20 protein-coding genes are annotated in these 17,992 nt (G+C 41.2%); 3 read left to right on the top strand and 17 right to left on the bottom strand.

The features are described 5' to 3' along the window. Window positions 1-27 precede the first annotated feature (27 nt). The 10 genes from RCJ95_RS20905 to RCJ95_RS20860 all read right to left on the bottom strand — a co-directional run bounded on the left by RCJ95_RS20905 (window position 28) and on the right by RCJ95_RS20860 (window position 8,504). Window positions 28-459, bottom strand: coding sequence for a hypothetical protein (locus RCJ95_RS20905; protein ID WP_036081468.1), 432 nt, complete (start codon window positions 457-459; stop codon window positions 28-30). Between the two features lie 149 nt (window positions 460-608). After that, on the bottom strand, window positions 609-1,268 hold the full coding sequence (locus RCJ95_RS20900) for an HAD family hydrolase (protein ID WP_221680825.1): 660 nt from the start codon (window positions 1,266-1,268) through the stop codon (window positions 609-611). A 117-nt stretch (window positions 1,269-1,385) separates the two neighbouring features. After that, window positions 1,386-1,736 (bottom strand): DMT family transporter, encoded by a 351-nt coding sequence (locus tag RCJ95_RS20895; RefSeq protein WP_446722734.1) that lies wholly within the window; start codon window positions 1,734-1,736, stop codon window positions 1,386-1,388. A 13-nt stretch (window positions 1,737-1,749) separates the two neighbouring features. Beyond that, on the bottom strand, window positions 1,750-2,073 hold the full coding sequence (locus RCJ95_RS20890) for a DMT family transporter (protein ID WP_221680823.1): 324 nt from the start codon (window positions 2,071-2,073) through the stop codon (window positions 1,750-1,752). A gap of 25 nt (window positions 2,074-2,098) precedes the next feature. Further along, window positions 2,099-2,317, bottom strand: coding sequence for a helix-turn-helix domain-containing protein (locus RCJ95_RS20885; protein WP_004229412.1), 219 nt, complete (start codon window positions 2,315-2,317; stop codon window positions 2,099-2,101). A gap of 11 nt (window positions 2,318-2,328) precedes the next feature. After that, window positions 2,329-2,967, bottom strand: coding sequence for a DUF2975 domain-containing protein (locus RCJ95_RS20880; RefSeq protein ID WP_257521850.1), 639 nt, complete (start codon window positions 2,965-2,967; stop codon window positions 2,329-2,331). A gap of 119 nt (window positions 2,968-3,086) precedes the next feature. Beyond that, entirely contained in the window at window positions 3,087-4,607 is a 1,521-nt protein-coding gene (gene opuFB / locus RCJ95_RS20875) for an osmoprotectant update ABC transporter permease/substrate-binding subunit OpuFB (RefSeq protein ID WP_255601022.1), read from the bottom strand. Further along, complete coding sequence (locus tag RCJ95_RS20870; RefSeq protein ID WP_221680821.1) at window positions 4,597-5,553, bottom strand: ABC transporter ATP-binding protein; 957 nt, start codon at window positions 5,551-5,553, stop codon at window positions 4,597-4,599. The genes opuFB and RCJ95_RS20870 overlap by 11 nt, the downstream gene beginning before the upstream one ends. A 92-nt stretch (window positions 5,554-5,645) precedes the next feature. Then, on the bottom strand, window positions 5,646-7,442 hold the full coding sequence (locus RCJ95_RS20865) for a vWA domain-containing protein (RefSeq protein WP_446722733.1): 1,797 nt from the start codon (window positions 7,440-7,442) through the stop codon (window positions 5,646-5,648). Window positions 7,443-7,445: 3 nt separating this feature from the next. Continuing rightward, window positions 7,446-8,504, bottom strand: coding sequence for an AAA family ATPase (locus tag RCJ95_RS20860; RefSeq protein WP_221680819.1), 1,059 nt, complete (start codon window positions 8,502-8,504; stop codon window positions 7,446-7,448). A 146-nt stretch (window positions 8,505-8,650) separates the two neighbouring features. On the opposite strand from RCJ95_RS20860, the gene RCJ95_RS20855 reads away from it, so the two are divergent. The 3 genes from RCJ95_RS20855 (at window position 8,651) to RCJ95_RS20845 (ending at window position 11,451) form a co-directional block, all read left to right on the top strand. Next, entirely contained in the window at window positions 8,651-10,039 is a 1,389-nt protein-coding gene (locus RCJ95_RS20855; protein ID WP_313150045.1) for a hypothetical protein, read from the top strand. 130 nt (window positions 10,040-10,169) lie between these two features. Further along, complete coding sequence (locus tag RCJ95_RS20850) at window positions 10,170-10,928, top strand: glucosaminidase domain-containing protein (RefSeq protein WP_048390248.1); 759 nt, start codon at window positions 10,170-10,172, stop codon at window positions 10,926-10,928. A gap of 106 nt (window positions 10,929-11,034) precedes the next feature. Continuing rightward, on the top strand, window positions 11,035-11,451 hold the full coding sequence (locus tag RCJ95_RS20845) for a hypothetical protein (protein ID WP_446722732.1): 417 nt from the start codon (window positions 11,035-11,037) through the stop codon (window positions 11,449-11,451). Here RCJ95_RS20845 and RCJ95_RS20840 read toward each other — a convergent pair whose 3' ends face one another. Genes RCJ95_RS20840 through RCJ95_RS20810 form a run of 7 tightly spaced genes read right to left on the bottom strand, consistent with a single transcriptional unit; the run spans window position 11,452 to window position 17,921 of the window. Next, window positions 11,452-12,279 (bottom strand): C40 family peptidase, encoded by an 828-nt coding sequence (locus RCJ95_RS20840; protein ID WP_446722731.1) that lies wholly within the window; start codon window positions 12,277-12,279, stop codon window positions 11,452-11,454. Continuing rightward, window positions 12,248-13,060, bottom strand: coding sequence for a serine hydrolase (locus RCJ95_RS20835; protein ID WP_446722730.1), 813 nt, complete (start codon window positions 13,058-13,060; stop codon window positions 12,248-12,250). The genes RCJ95_RS20840 and RCJ95_RS20835 overlap by 32 nt, the downstream gene beginning before the upstream one ends. Window positions 13,061-13,067: 7 nt before the next feature. After that, window positions 13,068-14,000 carry a S66 peptidase family protein gene (locus RCJ95_RS20830; protein WP_337976010.1) on the bottom strand — a complete coding sequence of 311 codons (933 nt, stop codon included), beginning with the start codon at window positions 13,998-14,000 and terminating at the stop codon, window positions 13,068-13,070. Continuing rightward, the gene (locus RCJ95_RS20825) at window positions 13,997-14,944 is read right to left on the bottom strand and encodes an ATP-binding cassette domain-containing protein (RefSeq protein WP_221680813.1); all 948 of its coding nucleotides are present in this window, start codon (window positions 14,942-14,944) and stop codon (window positions 13,997-13,999) included. Before RCJ95_RS20825 ends, RCJ95_RS20830 begins: the two co-directional genes overlap by 4 nt. Next, entirely contained in the window at window positions 14,937-16,010 is a 1,074-nt protein-coding gene (locus RCJ95_RS20820; RefSeq protein WP_221680812.1) for an ABC transporter ATP-binding protein, read from the bottom strand. Before RCJ95_RS20820 ends, RCJ95_RS20825 begins: the two co-directional genes overlap by 8 nt. Then, window positions 16,003-16,977: an ABC transporter permease gene (locus RCJ95_RS20815; RefSeq protein WP_257521844.1), complete on the bottom strand. Its 975-nt coding sequence runs from the start codon at window positions 16,975-16,977 to the stop codon at window positions 16,003-16,005. The genes RCJ95_RS20820 and RCJ95_RS20815 overlap by 8 nt, the downstream gene beginning before the upstream one ends. Next, on the bottom strand, window positions 16,977-17,921 hold the full coding sequence (locus RCJ95_RS20810) for an ABC transporter permease (RefSeq protein ID WP_221680810.1): 945 nt from the start codon (window positions 17,919-17,921) through the stop codon (window positions 16,977-16,979). The genes RCJ95_RS20815 and RCJ95_RS20810 overlap by 1 nt, the downstream gene beginning before the upstream one ends. Window positions 17,922-17,992: the final 71 nt, after the last annotated feature.

Here is a 17,992-nt window from a genome sequence, read left to right as displayed (position 1 = left end):
CTCTAGCTTTAGTAGTTTAATATGGCACTACCATTTCGGCTCTATGATAAATTTCCCCTTCAACATATCTGGCTTTAAGAGCTGAATGGCCGATATACCACTGAGTTCAATAGATTTCTTTGTACTTGTTTTTTCTAACCTCACCACATCTGCAATCGAATTTGTATCGTTTCCTTCATAATCAAAAGCACGCAACAATGATACTGTGCCACGGCAACGCTCTCTATCAACAGCCTCAATACGGAAAAACTCTGTCTCAAATTGTTTCACTGTATCCAATAAGCTTAAATGAGCACCACTATGTGTAATTAAAAAAAATGGAATCGTATCACTCCCGACAATTTTAATAAGTAGCTGACCAAAATATTTAGAATGAAAATTCATCATAATATCCTGAAGATCCTTTAAATCACTTAAAGCTTCACATAAAAAGTGATTTCTTTTCTTATCACTATTCAATTCGTAGCCCCCTCTCTTAGTTTGACTATGCGATTTGATCCGTGTAAGTTGCCCTCTCGTTATCATATGTTGCGACAAAAAATATGGCGACTTCTTCCTAAAGAAACTAAAAAAACCTCCACCAATGAGGGGGAGGTTTTTGCAAAAGTTTACGTTGCAAAACATGCGAGGAGATCATGTATTGTATATTGTTCTAATGCAGTTACGGTATGGTGTTTTGTATTGAATGGTAATTGCTTGGTAATCTCGTTCGGAATGACCACTGTATAAAGCCCCGCTGCTACAGCGGCTTGTGCGCCATTCGGTGAATCCTCAATTGCCACGGCCTCATCAGCCTCTACTCCTAATTGTTCAAGCGCCTGCAAGTAAAGCTCTGGATCAGGCTTAACATTTGTCACCGTGTCAGCACTACAGAAGCAATCAAAGTATTGTCGGATACCCAGCCGATCCACATACAAATCAATCCACTGACGACTGGAGCTACTAGCAAGTCCAATCTTCAAACCCGCTTCCTTTGCCTGCTGTAGCAATGTTAAAATACCAGGTCTTAGCGTTTCCGTTTCCATCCATTGTGCATGGCGGTGCTGAATAGATGTTTGAAAAGCCTCCACATCCAGTTGTATGTGATGATGTGTAACAAGATATGTATAGGGATTAAAAGTTAGAAGATTGGTCCCAAGGCACTTAGCATAGGTTGCTAACGATAATTCAATACCATATTGTGCATAGGCATCCTTAAAAACGTTATACCATGCTGTTTCCGTATCAATGATAGTACCGTCAAAATCAAAAATTAGAGCTTTTATCATCAAATTCTCTCCATTCTATTGTTTTGCGCTGAACCAAGCCCAGGTTTTGGCCTGCTATCCGTCGATTTCCTAATCCTATGCATCAATTTAGACCCGCTATCCGCTACTTTCGCATTTCTATCCGCCTATCCTATCCACCACTTCTTCACCTTTATTCCCCTGATTCAACAATATAACGCCTCCAATAATGAGGGCAATACCGATCGCAGAATAAACAGTAAAAATATCGTGCCAAATGACAATGCCTACCAGAACGGTTAAGGCTGTGCCGACACCTGACCAGATAGCGTAGGCCAAGCTTAATGGCATGGTTTTTAAGCAGAGGGATAGGCTATAAAACGACATACCATAGCCAATTGCTACCGCCAAGGATGGAACGAGGACAGTAAAGCCGTCTGAGAACTTCAACATGGTTGTTGCAAAGACCTCGCTTATAATCGATAGTGTTAAAAATAAATAGCCTTTCATCTTGTTCAGCCTCCTAATGACCACCAGCAAGATTGAGTACCACGACACCCAAGATAATGCATAGAATCCCTAATATCTTCTTGCGATTAAATCGTTCCTTATAAAGGACAACCCCCACAATAGCAGTTAACGCTGTCCCTAAACCTGCCCAAATTGCATAGGCTGTGCCAATAGGAATCACTTTTAATGTTAAGGCTAAACAATAAAACGCCGCTCCATAGCCTACTACTACGCCGATTGATGGTCCTATTCGTGTGAAGCCCTCAGTACGTTTGAGCATGGAACTGGCAAAAACCTCTGCTATGATAGCGAGAATTAAAAAACTAAAAGCCGTCATTCAAAAAATCCTTTCTGCTTTGCTTCTAGATGTCATCTTCTTCCTCTACATATTCCAATATGTCTCCTGGCTGGCAGCCCAAAGCTTTACAAATGGCATTTAATGTAGAAAAACGTACGGCTCTTACCTTGCCTGTTTTTAAATTAGAGAGATTGACAATCGATACATCCACCCTCTCTGCAAGTTCACTCAGCTGCATTTTACGATCCGCTAGCATACGATCTAATCGAATAATTATGGTCATGTTTTCACTTCCTAAGCTGTTGCATCATATTCATCCTGAAGGAATGCACCGTATCGGAAAATACGTGCAAAGATCCAAATCACCACACCACATAGTAAAAGAGTCCAGTGAATGCCTGTAAAATGATAGCTAATCCCCTTGATCAAACCCGTCTCTACAAATCGGGACTCCAATTGAAATTGTTGCATAATCAGATAGACGGTATATGTACGAAATGCATTCACTGTCAAGCTCAATACAATCACACAGTAGGCAATTCTCTCCATTTTTTTACTATTAGCGAGTGAAAATACAATACCTTTTGATAAATTACTTAAAATATTCCTTACTTGTACAATAATCATTAATAAAATAGCTATGTATATTGTAGCAATAAATAGAAAGGTCATGACATCTTTTTTTGAATAGTGAATGTCCCTTGTCACATGGTCTGCCAGCTTCATTTCCAATCCCTCTAACTGAACGGCAGCGGTCACACTGCCCTTTGTTAATAAATGATTCACTTGTTGCTCTGATACCACCATTGCTCCCACCATAAAAATCGCGAGCATCGTCAAGGCAAAAATCATCATCACCATGATGATGGTAAAAGCGGTACGAAGCCCCTTTGTCATCCATCGAAATTCTTTACTTTGAATTGTTTGCCCCATTATCAACCTCTCCCTCCCTTCTCTCTATTATACATCCCCTTTTATCTCTATCAATAATTTCTTAATGTTTATCATTAATAAATTATTGATAAAAATAAACCCTCTAAAGTTTAGAGGGTTTATTTTAGTAATCCTATTTTTACTAAATATTCTTTTGCTACTTCTGCTGCAAGCTTTCCTTCTACATTCACCTGATAATTCATTTCTCGCATTTCATCATCTGTAATGTGATCAGCTAGTTGATTTAACGCTTCTCCAATCTCTGGATAGTCAGTCAGCGTTTCTTTCCTTAGTAAAGGCGCTCCCTGGTATGGTGGGAATAATGCTTGATCATCCTCCAATACACGTAGCTTGTATTGACGAATTTCACTATCCGTTGAATAAGCATCAAGCAAATTAATATCACCTGATTGTATTGCCTGATAGCGAAGCTTGGGCTCCATCGTTGCAAGTGTCGTAAAGGCTATCCCATAGCGTTTTTGTATGCCCACATAGCCATCCTCACGGTCATTAAATTCTAATGTAAAGCCTGCTTTCACCTTCTGCTCTATTGGTTTGAGGTCAGAGATTTTTTGCAGTTGATAGCTCTCAGCCAGCTCCTCTGATACAGCGAGTGCATACGTATTGTTATAGCTCATAGGACTCAGCATGACCATATCGAATTGCTTCTGCATCCCCTCTTTTGCCTGAAGATAGACATCCTCTTGGTTATTATTAATGGCTTCTTCCTTTAAAAACTCCGAAATGGCGGTGCCTGTAAATTCAGGATAAATATCAATGCTGCCCGATTTCAATGCATTGAATACAAATGAAGTTTTACCAAGCCCTGGCTTTAATGTCACCGTTAAATCGGTCTCCTGCTCAATTAATAATTTATACATATTAATGAGAATCTCAGGCTCCGCACCAAGCTTTCCTGCAATGACAATTTCATCTTGCTGTTTACTGCTTAGAAGCGGGAAAAAAATCATTACCAGTGCCACTAAACTAATGAGACTTAATGTCGTTATGGTTTTTTTAAAGGACAGAGATTCTAATTTTTTAAGCGCCACATCAAAAATCAGGGCTAAAATAGCGGCGGGAATGGCTCCTATAAGAATGAGTGCCGTATTATTTCGGTCAATCCCAAGTAATATAATATCTCCTAAGCCTCCTGCACCAATTAAAGCGGCTAATGTTGCTGTCCCCACAATCAGCACCATTGCTGTGCGAATACCAGCCATCATAACAGGCATAGCAAGTGGTAGCTCTACCTTTACTAAACGCTTTGATCGATTCATTCCCATAGCTAATGCCGCTTCTTTCAGTGATGGGTCAACCTCATTGATGCCCGTATAGGTGTTTCGTAGAATAGGCAACAGCGCATAGACAACTAACGCAATAATTGCGGGAACTTTCCCAATACCGAATAAAGGAATTAATAAGCCGAGCAACGCTAAGGAAGGAATCGTTTGCAGCACAGCACTAATTCCAATAATACTCTCGGCTATTTTCTTTTTATTGGTTAAATAGATACCTAGGGGAATAGCGATGAGGACAGCAAAAAATAGCGCAATAAAAGAGATTTGGATATGCTCTAGTAATGCAGCCAGCAGCTGTGCCTTCCGTTCCTGAAATACATCTATCACATTAGCCACCATGCCCATGCCCTCTTTTCTTAGAATCCGCTGCTAAATAACGAAGCGTGGAAGCTCTTGTCACCATACCTATGAGTTTGCCATTCTCTTCGACACCTAACAAGTCATGCTCGGCTAATTTTTCAAGAATCATCGGAAATGGGGCATCAACAGGAATAGCATGCCCAAAGTCGTTTGTCACTGTGATTGGCTGTATCACATCATGGATCGTAAACAATTGATCCGTCTGCTTACCTCCAATAAACTGTTGGACAAAATCATTTACCGGATTTTGTAGCAATTGTTGTGGAGTGCCTATCTGAACAATTTCACCATCTTTCATAATACAGAGACGATCTCCTAATTTCAGTGCTTCCTGCATATCATGTGATACAAATACAATGGTTTTCTGGATGGTACGCTGCATCTCTAGTAGATCATCCTGTAGTTTGGAGCGACTAATAGGGTCTAGCGCACTAAATGGCTCATCCATTAAAATAATTTCTGGGTCAGCTGCCAAGGCACGAACAACGCCAACCCTTTGCTGTTCGCCTCCTGACAGCTCCTTTGGCTTCCGCTGACGATATTTCGCTGGCTCCAGCCCCACCAACGCTAATAGTTCGTCTACACGTTGATGGATTTTCGTTTTACTCCATTTCTTCAGTTCTGGTACAACCGCAATATTTTCCTCTATTGTCATATGCGGAAATAGGGCGATTTGCTGTAGTACATAGCCAATACTCCAACGTAGCTCATGGATATTATAATCGCTAATCCTTTTATCATTGATCCAGATGGTGCCTGCTGTTAGGGGGATTAATCGATTAATCATCTTCAACAAAGTAGTTTTGCCACATCCACTAGGGCCAATAATAACAAAGAATTCACCCTTTTTAATTTCTACATTTAGCGCTTTGACAGCTATTTGGTTGTTATCATATTGTTTTGAGACATTGTCAAATGTAATCATCTGTCATCTCCTTTAAAATGTGCTCATGAAATGCGTTCACTTTTAATATTTCACCAACAAAAATTATTTCAAACATTTGTAGATAGATGAAACTATTTCATTCTAAATACTTCGCCTTTAGGCACAAACGGTAGCTTGGCCCCCTGTGGTAGTACGAAGGCATGCTGTCTTTTAATGGCTAAACGATCACATTGTCCATCTGTAATAATCAGAATAGGACCATCCTTGGGAAAATCCTGTGCTGCTTCAAGTAGCTGTATACCAGGCTGTAACACTGTGCCTCCTCTACCTCTTACTTTCACTTTCGTTAATAGTTCTTCAGGTGCTAGATAGCCCGCATCATAGGCAACAGCATCACAAAATATAACGCGAACAAAGGGGACATCTCTAGCGATGCTATAGCTCGCTATTGTGCCGAGTGCTTTTCCTAGTAAGAGACGGTCCATGGAGCCTGATGTATCAATAAGGACTGCGAAAGTTCGTCCATCTTCCTCACCGCTTTGATGAATCCATCTTGGTCTAGCTATATCAGGTGTCGATGCTTGCCTTCTACTGGGGCGGGTATATGTTCTAACTTTCTCTATCGGTTGAAACATCCGATCAAACCATTTGGCTAATGCCACATCCCAGGCAATAGGAGGCTGTGCTAGGCTACGAATTTCCTCAATGAGCCCTTGTGGCAGATATCCTCTCTCTTGGGTCAAATGATAGCTTAACCCTTGACTCAATGCCCTTCTATAAAAAGCATCTAAATCCACCCCTACCTTGCCTTCCCAAAAATCTGGTGGATTCGTTTCGATCATATCGCCTATGCCCTGCCCTCGAAAGGTTCTTAATTTGCGATACATCCTAATATCTGTAACAATACGATTATAAATAGATTCTGCTGAAAATCCTTTTAATGCTGGATCATATAGCCCGCCAAATGCTGGCATCTCGCCGATTTGCATATCGATGAGCCAGCCATTGATAACATAATCACAAGCAACATTCCATAAGTAGGGATCACGCCCTTGTCTGCGGGTAGCATGGCTTAAACCCGCATGCAGCAATTCGTGTGCCATTAGAAATCGCATTTCCTCATCGGTCATTCCCACAGCCGTATTCAAATAAATCTCCTTTGTTTCCACTGCAATGGCTGCGACCGAGATATCCATTCTTGTACAAATAAGTGGGTCTTCAATTATTGTAAAATCTGCTGCCAAAGCACCAAATAAGGGATAGGAGCTCATAAACCAAGCCTTTGCGCGTTGTGCTTGTGTTACCCTCGTTGTGCCTCCCAATGTGTTTTCTACCCCACCCGCTACTCGAATGGCACTTTGCACGGCTTTCGATAAACCTTCTGCAAATAATGCAGCGAAATCACTGTTCCCTCGATAAAGATAGCCTGTTTGATTTTGTGAAATCACAAAGTCCACTTGGCCTGGCATTGTACTATAGCCTTTCAAATCATCTGGTACACCTTCCCGTAATAATCTTTCATATAATTTTTCCTCAGAGCTAATGGCCTCAAAAAGAGGATTACTCATTTCCTTTGGTGCTTGACCAAATTTTAGCTCTGCTAAAAATTTTGTTATATAGCAGTCACAGGCAATATTCCACAGCTCCTGCTGCTCTTTTGGTTGATGATGATGTAAGCCAAGGTGTAACAAGCAATGCGCTATCACATATGCCCATTCATTTGGCTGACCTTTTTTATCCTGATTCACATAAATAACACCTGCGCTTGTAACGTAAGCCCAATCCTTTTGAGGCATACTTTCGTACTGCATGTAAACAGCATGACACAACGCCTCGAAAAGGGGATGTGTACAGACAATGTCATGCCCACGTGCGATAGCTTTCTCATTTTTATGCTCCTGTTGTGATGCTTTCTTCTTTTTGGCCATAAGCTACCCTTCCTTTTTGGCTACTAAACGAGGTAAATCTCGGATAACCTCCAGCATAAACCAGGCAGGTAATGCTTCACCCTTTTGCTCTGATACAACCATCTGTGCAATTTCTAAGCTAATGGATGATAGGTCCTTGATCAAGTCTTTGGCTCGAAAGGCTAATTGCCGTTGATTGCCCTTCAATGTCGTATGCTCGTTCGGAAGCTCCTTCAGTAACTGAGCTCGGAAGGATTGTGCCATGAAATAAAGCAAATCTCTTTCATCAGGTTGATCGGGCCAACGTAATTCTCCATGAATAATTTTAGCAAGATCATATTTACTCTGCACTTGCTTGATAAAGGCTTTAAATTGACTGGCAGTATGCGCGGATAGGCAGCTACTTGCTAATAGATCAATTGTTTGTTCTTGTAAGCTATTGCCATATGCATACAAACAATCACTTAACATATGCCATGAACGAGGCGTGGAGAAGGGTTCTTCTGTTTTCGGAGGTTCGCTCCATAAATGATCGGGACGCATTTGAATATACTCAATCACATATGGATGTATTTCATGTGTATAGGCCCATTCAAGCCAATCTTTGTGCGATGCCCTAAGCTGAACATGGACCATCCGATTGATTAATGCGGAGGACATCGGCTTAACAATCGCGTTATCCTGAGCCCGATTTCCTGCACCAATAACAATCGTACCCTCTGGCAATGTAAACTCTCCAATCCTGCGTTCATGAATAAGACTATAAAACGCTTTTTGTACTTCCTGTGAGCAAGCATTTAATTCATCTAAAAAAAGGCAATAAGGTTCATCGCGTGCAATCATTTTGGGTGGACAAAAAACACTGTAGCCATCCTTAATCTGCGGAACACCAATAATATCCTCAGGTGCTAGCTGACTGCCCAATAACGATACACAATGTAGCCCTAATTCACTAGCAAAGTTTTCAACAATCGCTGACTTCCCAATGCCAGGTGCTCCCCAAATAAAAACTGGTCTTATTGTCGCTACATTCAGTAGAAAATCATATAGTTGTTTTTGTGTCACATTAAAAATCGTATTCAATCAAAACGCCCTTTCAACTTATTGTTTTAAAGGTTAATAATACCATTTTCTATGAAATTATTCTTGTCTCTACCATTCTATGAAATTGACTGCCAATTACTAGCTGTGAGAAAATAATAAAAATTGTAGTAGAGAGGTCGTGACCTATGCATAATGGCTTTCAGTTTTTGGCGATTTCACAACTAGCAAAAAGGTTTCCAGCAGACTCTTGGTGGGCAAAGTTTTACAAGGATTTTAGTGAAGATGATCTAGTAGCGTACTATGAGGGGGATTTAACACTTCCCTCTCTTGATTTGGACTGGGATATGCCATTCCCACAACAGGACAAGACCATTCTCATTTTCATCAATGGTCATCTAACCGTAGACACCCTCTATAATTTAGAGACAGATGGGGCAATTGGACTGATAGTGATGGGCAATGTACTCGCTAAAAATATAGCTGTAGGTGGTCAGGAAATCTATGTGCACGGGCATCTGACAGTCGAGAATATATTATGTGGCTCCTACAACCATGGCGAAACGATCGTTAATGGCAATCTTCAGGCAGCAATATTGGTTCAGGATGATGAGTATCGCATCAACGTAAAGGGTCAGAAGTCGATTCCTTGTATCGTAAATATATGGCACGGAGATGGCGTTTTTCAGGAGCTCCCTATCCGTATTGAAGATGTATTAGTAGACGAGATATTTTTACCTGAGGATGAGGATGACATCGGCTTTTCCTTCACTTCACTCGTGGAAATTCTAAAACAAGGGCGTTCTGCACTCACTCAATTTACAAGCGTTCCTCAAAGGACAATAGCAGCTCCTATTTATTTCACGCACCATTCGATCAATGCGGAAAACATACTGAAACTGACTTCGTGTATTCTGATGACACCTGACAAACCTTCTTTCGATTTGACGGAACAGGATGTTTATTTTATGATCCAACGCGCACATACCAATGCTGATGGAGATGTACGCAATGATAGTATTTATATATTGACCTCGCAGTGTCATTATTTTATTTGGCTTAATGAGGATCAATCCGTCTCTCTCTTGACAAAAGCACTAGATGAAGAAGCTGAATGGTGGGATATTACAGCATCTTCCCAGGAGGATTTAGTGGATTTACAACAGCACTGGCTGATGTTGTTAACCTGCATCAATGTAGCAGAACTTTACTTGCACAGTATCGAGGTGCGAGATGTACAACAAATTCTTCAGCATCCTGCGATTCTGGATTTAGACGATGAACATGATGGATTGTGGGATGGTTCCAAATGCTATAGCTTCCGTCAAACCTATTTGGATGATGAAGGCGATAGGATACATGCTCGCATTGAAATTATGACGCCTGATGAAGCGTATTATTTTTATACGCTCGAAAATCAATCCTATGTTGCTCGCCACTATCAGCCTCCTAACGTTTTTGGTCGACAAGAGCTATCTTATTTAAACACGATTCAATGGGAAGCGTCCGAGCGATATTTTGAGAGATTCAAACAATTTATGTCTCAGAATTTTAAGATAGATTTAGGAACTAATTAAGGCAAGAAACGTTCTATGAATGATGAAGTCTATTCAACTATACATCTCTTTCACTCTCTGTAATAATGAGAGATAGCTAAACTTTTAATAGAAGGGAGGGAGATGTGGTCACGACCAACATCCAGCTACAATGAAATACGTGCTAAACTTTTTTAAAGGACTTATGATTGCCGTTGTCGTTATTTGTATTTCGTTTTATATGGTGACACAGTTATTTAATACGACTGAAAGAGAAGAGTCTGTGGTTATTGATGATCGTCCAAGTGTGGAAGAGTTTATCGGTGAGATTGCAGAGACCGCACGAGATCTTGGTGCTGACAATGACTTATATGCATCCGTGATGATAGCCCAGGCGATTCTAGAAAGTGAGCATGGGCAAAGTGGACTTGGCTCTGCCCCTAATTATAATCTTTTTGGAATGAAAGGTAGCTACCAAAATAATTCCGTCACACTCGAAACCACAGAGGATGATGGGTCAGGCAACCTTTCTACCATCATGGCTGACTTCCGCAAATACCCTTCCTATGAAGCATCCATGCAGGATTATGTAAAATTAATGCGTAATGGCGTTTCATGGAATAAAGATTTTTACGCAGGCGTTTTCAAAAGCAACACAACTACCTATACAGATGCGACCAAGTTTTTAACAGGCTCCTATGCAACTGATTCGGCTTACAATGAAAAATTAAATACATTGATCGCAAAATATGACCTTCAACAATATGATAGTCCTGTAAAAGATAAGAAAACCATCACGGTGGCTGATGGCGATTCACTTATGAAGATTGCCGAAGCCTATAATGTGAAAGTGACATCACTTAAGCAATGGAATCAACTTCGAACAGAACGACTTGAAGCAGGCCAGCAACTCAATATTTATCATTATTAACACAAAACGTCCATGACTCATCTAAGAGTATGGACGTTTTTTCTCATGAAACTAATTCGTTTGTCAAAACGTCTTAGTGTAAAAATACGGAAAGGATAGGAACACAGTGAAGCGTACACAATTGCTCAGTTTTCTCGCCGTTAACCTTGTGCTATTGCCATTGATTCAGCTTAGCTACAACCTATATTTCGTAACAAAAATAGCAGAGGGTTCCTTTTATCTTATTATTTTGCCCACTCTTACTATTTTATCGAACCTCTTACTATGTTGTAGTTGGCAAAGAGTAGCAGCTTCTATCCATTGGACCTTTATCTATGCCGGACAAGCCACTTCTATAGCCTGTTATTTTGTGTGGCATTACGGGCAACTAGAGCCCTATCCAGATATGCCTCCAGGTGAAGCAGTCTTTGATTTATGCATGAGTACATTTTTAATTGGGCTATGGCAGTTCATCGTGTTAGTACTGGTCCATCTCAGTACATTTATCATCCTCAAAATGGGACTGACCTTTAAAAAAGCTTAACTAGTCCTTCTGTGAGTTATATAAAGTACCTACTGCTAGTATGGTCGTGGCTAAATCCTGTCGATAGAGGGGATGTTTGGCATCTAAACTATTAATCGTTACTTCATTCCCACCTAACGATGAATGGACATACAAATCATCGCCCATGTATAAAGCAATATGGCCTGGAAAATAGATTAAATCACCCATCTGCATTTGGTCTTGGTCTATGTTAACGATAGGGAAGCCCTCTACTATTCGGGCATCACGATAAATATAGACACCGTTTAACATATAGGCCATCGAACATAGACCAGAGCAATCAATACCTACTGGCGATTTGCCACCCCATCGATAAGGAGCCGTTAAATAGCTAAGCGCTGTGTCCACCACATTTTCTCGGAACTGCTTCTCTGATAATGACTGTACTATTATTTTAGGCTGTAGCCATTTTGTTCGAACGTACCCTATTTGCCCTGCCACTAGCTGTACGGCTGACCATTCTTCAGGTACTGCATCGTCTGACATGACACGAATGGAAGAGCCTCTAACAAGCGTTAGCAGCTTTGTACTTTGAATACGTGGCTGCTGCAAAACATCTGCAAAGCTTTGACAGATTACATACTGTGCCTCTTGTTGCCATGTAGACGCAAGAGCCTCCTCTTGTAGTAAATCTGCCTTCTGACAATACCCCTCGTAACGATAGGCCGTTCGAATAGAAACCCATGCGTCATTGACATCCCTGATGATCTCGACGGTCATCCCATAAAGCACTTCATCGACTAATTCAGAAGCTTTATCTGGCATGGCATGCAGGCTAGCAATCATGGCTGTAACGATAGCCTTCATCCTTCTCCCCCTTCCGCTTCACTAGCTGGTCATAGACAACTTTCGATAGACGACCAATGAGTTGGCGCGCCTGATCATTGTCCGTTACATTTGTTATAAAAACACCCATACTATAATCGACTGCATTCGTGTAAAATATCCCTACATCATGATCGATGGTATCCAGTCCGCCTGTTTTATGTGCCAGCCTCACATCATCTATTAGATAACGCTTTAGGGAGTCATGTACACGCTGACGGCTTAAAATATCAATGACTAGCTTATTGTAAGGAGGCGATAAAAGCTCTTGCTGATAGATACGTGTATAAAGATGCGCCATATCCCTTGCTGATGTGCGATTATCTACGCCCTTTGCTAGCCGATCCACATCCATCATTTTTCGCTGTAGCAATGTATCCTGTAAACCGATATGCTGAAAATAGGCATTCAAATATGCCATGCCAACTACATTGATTAAGACGTTCGTGGCTGTATTATCGCTTGTAATAATCATCCACACTAGCAGATCATAGAAAGTGCTTTGTGTAAGCCTTTGTTCACTAATCACACTAAAATCCACCCAATCAGCTGGTGAAATCATAAGCTTAGAATCAAGTGATAATTTGTTTTTCTCTATATGTGAGAGCAAGGCTAACAGAATCGGCACTTTGATTAAACTAGCACTTGAAAATGAAGCCTCTAGCTGATGACCAATGAGTAACTGATTCGTTGTTAAATTTTTAATAAACAAATGTACCTTGTAGGGCGATTCTTGAATAAGTGTCGTAATTCTCTGCTCCATAGACCACCTATCCAACTACATGGATACGCTGATTGTCCGCATCCATCTTGATGGTTCTTCCTAAAGGAAGCGACATCGTTGGTAAACAATGACCACATGCCAAATCAGCAATAATAGGCTTCCCTAAAGGCATTAGAATTTCTTGAAAAATAGTTTGTAATGATAAGCTGTGTGCTGGCTGCTCGGGATTTTCAGGTTCGCAATTTGTCCAAGCGCCCAATAAAATGCCTGCCACATCATCTAGCTTTCCTGCCAGTTTTAATTGTGTCAGCATACGATCCACCCGTTGCTCCGTTTCATCGATATCTTCTAAAAACAGAATCTTACCTCGTGTATCAATTTCATAGGGTGTGCCTAGTGAAGCTGTCACTAATGTTAAGTTGCCACCGATGAGTTGACCTGAAGCGCTCCCAGGAACCAGTGTGGACATAGGCTGGTGAGAAGGATTTTTTAAGTAGTACGCCTTTCTTTCATTCTCCATAATCAGCTGAATGAACGACTGCCAAGTATAGTCATCCATCTCCTGTCTAATAAATTCTGTGGATGGCATCGGCGTATGATAGGTTACAAAGCCACATAGCTGATTAAAAGCTATATGTAGAGCGGTCACATCACTATAGCCAGCAAATACTTTTGGATTGGCACTTATCAAATCAAAGTCTAATTGGGCTAGAATTTTCGTCGCACCATAACCCCCACGTATACAAAAAATGCCATCAATCATTGGATCACCAAACATACGATGAACATCTGCTACCCGTAAATCATCTGTGCCTGCTAAATAGCCATGTCTTGCGTGACAGGTCTCCCCAACGACTACTTTGAGCCCTAGCTTTTCGATACTAGCAATAGCAGGTTGCAGCTTTTCAGGTGGCGTTGCTCCAGAAGCACTAATAAGACCAATTGTGTCACCCTTTTTCAATGCCTTTGGACAAATCATATCTTTTCCTCCCTTTTCAGTGAAGTACGATACTCTGCAAGTTCCTCTTCATTAGCTAAAATAAAATGACCTTCCTCTATTTCAACAAATGAGGGGGGGTTCTCATCATAACGATGCTGTGACGGATCATACACTTCTACAACTTTCTCCCGCTCCTTATAGGGATTTGGCTCTGGTACTGCTGATAACAAAGCCCTTGTGTAAGGATGCAGCGGATGAGCAAAAAGCTTTTCTGTTTCCGCTAGCTCCACAATTTTCCCCTTATAAATGACCGCCGTACGATCCGTAATAAAACGGACAATCGATAAATCATGGGCAATAAATAAAAACGTTAAATGATTTTGCTGTTGAAGGCTTGCTAATAAATTTAATACTTGCGCTCGAATGGACACGTCCAAGGCAGATATTGGCTCATCTGCAATAATAAATTCAGGCTCCATCACTAAAGCCCGAGCAATACCAATACGTTGGCGTTGACCTCCTGAAAACTCATGCGGAAAGCGGCTTGAGAACTCTGGAAGTAGCCCAACGTTCAATAACGCATCGCGCACCTTTTGTTGTCGATCTGCCTCATCTTTATATTTTTTCGAAGGGTATAAGCCCTCTGAGACAATATAATCTACTTTTGCTCGTTCATTTAAAGATGCCATAGGGTCCTGGAATATCATTTGGATTTTTTGCGTAATTTCTCTATCCCAATCTTTAGGTATTTTCCCCTGAATACTTTTGCCATGGTACAAAATTTGTCCCTCTGTGACCTCATTGATGCGCATAATCGCTCGACCAATCGTTGTCTTCCCTGAGCCTGATTCACCTACAATGCCAAATGTTTCGCCTTTAAAAATTTGAAAGCTGACATCATCAATGGCTGTAAACTTATTTTTTCCTTTGCCAAAAACAACAGATAAATTTTTTACTTCTACGAGCACCTCTTTATCAGTCATTCGCATACTGCCTCCCCTCTGCAAAAAATGCTTGTAAGGCTGCTGGAGGCTCTACCTTTGGCGCCAGTGGATCTAACAACCATGTTCGCGCATAATGAGTATCACTGACCTGAAAAAAAGGAGGTCGCTCGATAAAGTCAATTTTTAGTGCATATGGATTGCGTGGCGCAAAACCATCACCTTTGATTTCTTGAAATAGATTAGGAGGCGTGCCCTTAATGGAATACAATTGTTCTCCCTTTGAGCCAAGCTGTGGTAAGGAGGAAATCAGCGCCCACGTATAAGGATGCCTGCTATGAAAGAAAATTTCATGTGTTTCCCCAACCTCGATGACATCGCCCGCGTACATTACGGCAATACGGTCAGCCACTTTTGCGACTACACCTAAATCATGCGTAATATAGACGATTGTTAAGTCGTATTTTTGCTGAAGACTTTTTAAGAGCTGTAAAATTTGTGCCTGAATGGTTACATCCAAAGCTGTCGTTGGCTCATCACATATTAAAATATTCGGCTTACAGGCAATAGCAATCGCAATAACGATGCGTTGGCGCATCCCTCCTGAAAATTCATGTGGGTATTGCTTATAGCGCTTTTGCACATCGGTAATGCCGACATCTGTTAACAGCTTTAGTGTTTCCGCATAGGCTTCCTTGCCTCTTAAGCCCTGATGCATAACCACACATTCTTCAATTTGCTTTCCAATGGTTTTGAGCGGGTTTAACGATGTCATCGGATCCTGTGTCACCATCGCTATTTCCTTGCCACGAATCCCTAGCCATTCTTGCTCTGTTGTGAACTTGCCTAAATCCTGTGCATTGTAAATAATTTGTCCCTGCTTAATGCGACCATTTTTATCAAGCAAGCCCATAATGGATTTCATCAGCACGGATTTACCCGAACCTGATTCGCCCACAATGGCTAAACTTTCTCCCTTGTAGAGGTCGAGTGAAATATCGCGAATCGCTGTTAAAACTCGACCACGTAGCGTAAACTGAATCACTAAATTTTGAATGCCTAATATGCGTGATTTTTTCAATGTCACTCGCTTCCTCTCCTTATACATGGTTTTTCGGATCTGCTGCATCTGCAAAGGAATTACCAATAATATAAAATGCGATCGTAATAACGCTTAGTACAATACTTGGGAAAATAAGCTGATAACGTAGATCTGGTGACATCATAAGGACACGTCCTTCATTAATTAAATTTCCTAAGGATGGCTCACTGATCGGAAGCCCTAAGCCGATATACGTTAAAAAGACTTCGGCCCCAATTGCAAAGGGTATCGCTAAGCTCATGCGTAGCATAATGACAGAAATTAAATAAGGTAATAGATTTTTTAGGATAATACGATAATCAGGTGTGCCTAAGCACTTTGAGGCTAGATTGTATTCGCGGTCACGCAAAATAACAATTTGATTGCGGATAAACCTCGCCATTTCCACCCACCCCGTAATACACATAGCAATAATAATTGTTGAAATACTTGGCCGTAAGATATAGGACATTAAAATGAGCACAATGGTCGTGGGGATATTATCGACAACATTATAAAGCTGTGTTATAGGCGCTTCTAATTTCCTTGAAAAGCCCCACAGCGTACCGATTGTAATCCCCACAACTGCCTCCACTAAAGCTACAACACAGCCGATAAAGAGGGATGTCCGTGTGCCTGCCCAAATACGAGACCATAAATCCTGACCAATTGAATTCGTACCAAACCAAAATTCTGCATTAGGTACCATATTACGTGCCTGCATCCCCGTTTGTTCATCCAAGTAAATTTCAGTTGGTGATTTTTGCGCTGGTAAATAGGGTTGTAGAATCGTAAAGCCAACAATGATGATCACCCCAACTAATAAAAAAACGGCCAGTCGATTTTTCAAAAAGGATTGCCATGTAGACCGCCAATAAGAATAATTTGAATAGCCCGTTTCCTCCGCCTGCCTTGCATCTACTTCAGCAAATTCAAACAAGGTTTCACGCGATTTATTTGAAATATTATTGATTTCATCTGTATACATCCCCATTAACGCACACCCCCTCCCTTGCCTAATTTAATACGAGGGTCGACAAGTGCCATGGCAATATCCCCCAAAACAAGACCAATGATACCCAGGGAAGAGAACACTAACACTAGGCCTTGCACAATCGTATTATCCTGTCGCTGAATAGCATCCACAAGTAAGCCCCCCATCCCCGGAATGGAATACAACGACTCTATATAGATCGAGCCTGTTATCGTAAACAGAATCGTTGCAGGTAAATATTGTGCCATGGGAATAAAGGCATTACGTAATACATGCTTGAACATCAATGTCCGCTCCTTTACGCCCTTTGCCCTAGCTAGCTTAATATAGTCCTTGTTCAGTTCATCCACCATATAGCGTCGCATCCACATCGCGTAGGAGGCAGTTGGAGCCAATGCCATTGACGTTAGTGGAAGAATCCAAGTAACCGGCCTGTATTCATCAAACAGCATCGGTAATTGAAAGAGTTCTGTAATATACATTTGAATAACTAAGTAATAAACGGCTGCTGGGACTGCAACAACAAATACGATGTAGCCTGTCCCAAGTCGATCCAACCAACGTCCCTTACGATAGGCCATCATTATTCCTAACGGCACACCAATCAGGAGTGATAAAGCGACGGCTCCTAAACCAAAGAGCAGAGAATACGTGATTTTATCTGCAATAATCGTCACTACTGGGACATCGGTACGATAAGTCACTGATTTGCCCAAATCCCCCTGCATTAAATTCTTGTAAAAATTCCCCAGTTGGACGAGCATTGGGTCTCGCAAGCCTAGATTTGTTAAGTAAATTTCCTGCTGAGCAGGTGACATTTTATCGGCTGCCGCTCCTAAATAGCCTTCCTCTGGCATTAGCCGTAATAATGAAAAGACAATGGTGATGATAATAAAAAGGGTTAAAACGGATTGTAAGAGTCGTTTTCCTATATACTGCAACATCGCGCCATCCTCCTTTGTCAAAAAGACGAAAGGAGATGCCGACTATTCTTTTCGGTATCTCCTTTTCATCT

The sequence above is a fragment of the Lysinibacillus sp. BSL11 genome, from assembly GCF_052928325.1.
The sequence above is the reverse complement of the archived record's forward strand: the minus strand, read 5'-3'. Positions and strand labels throughout refer to the sequence as shown.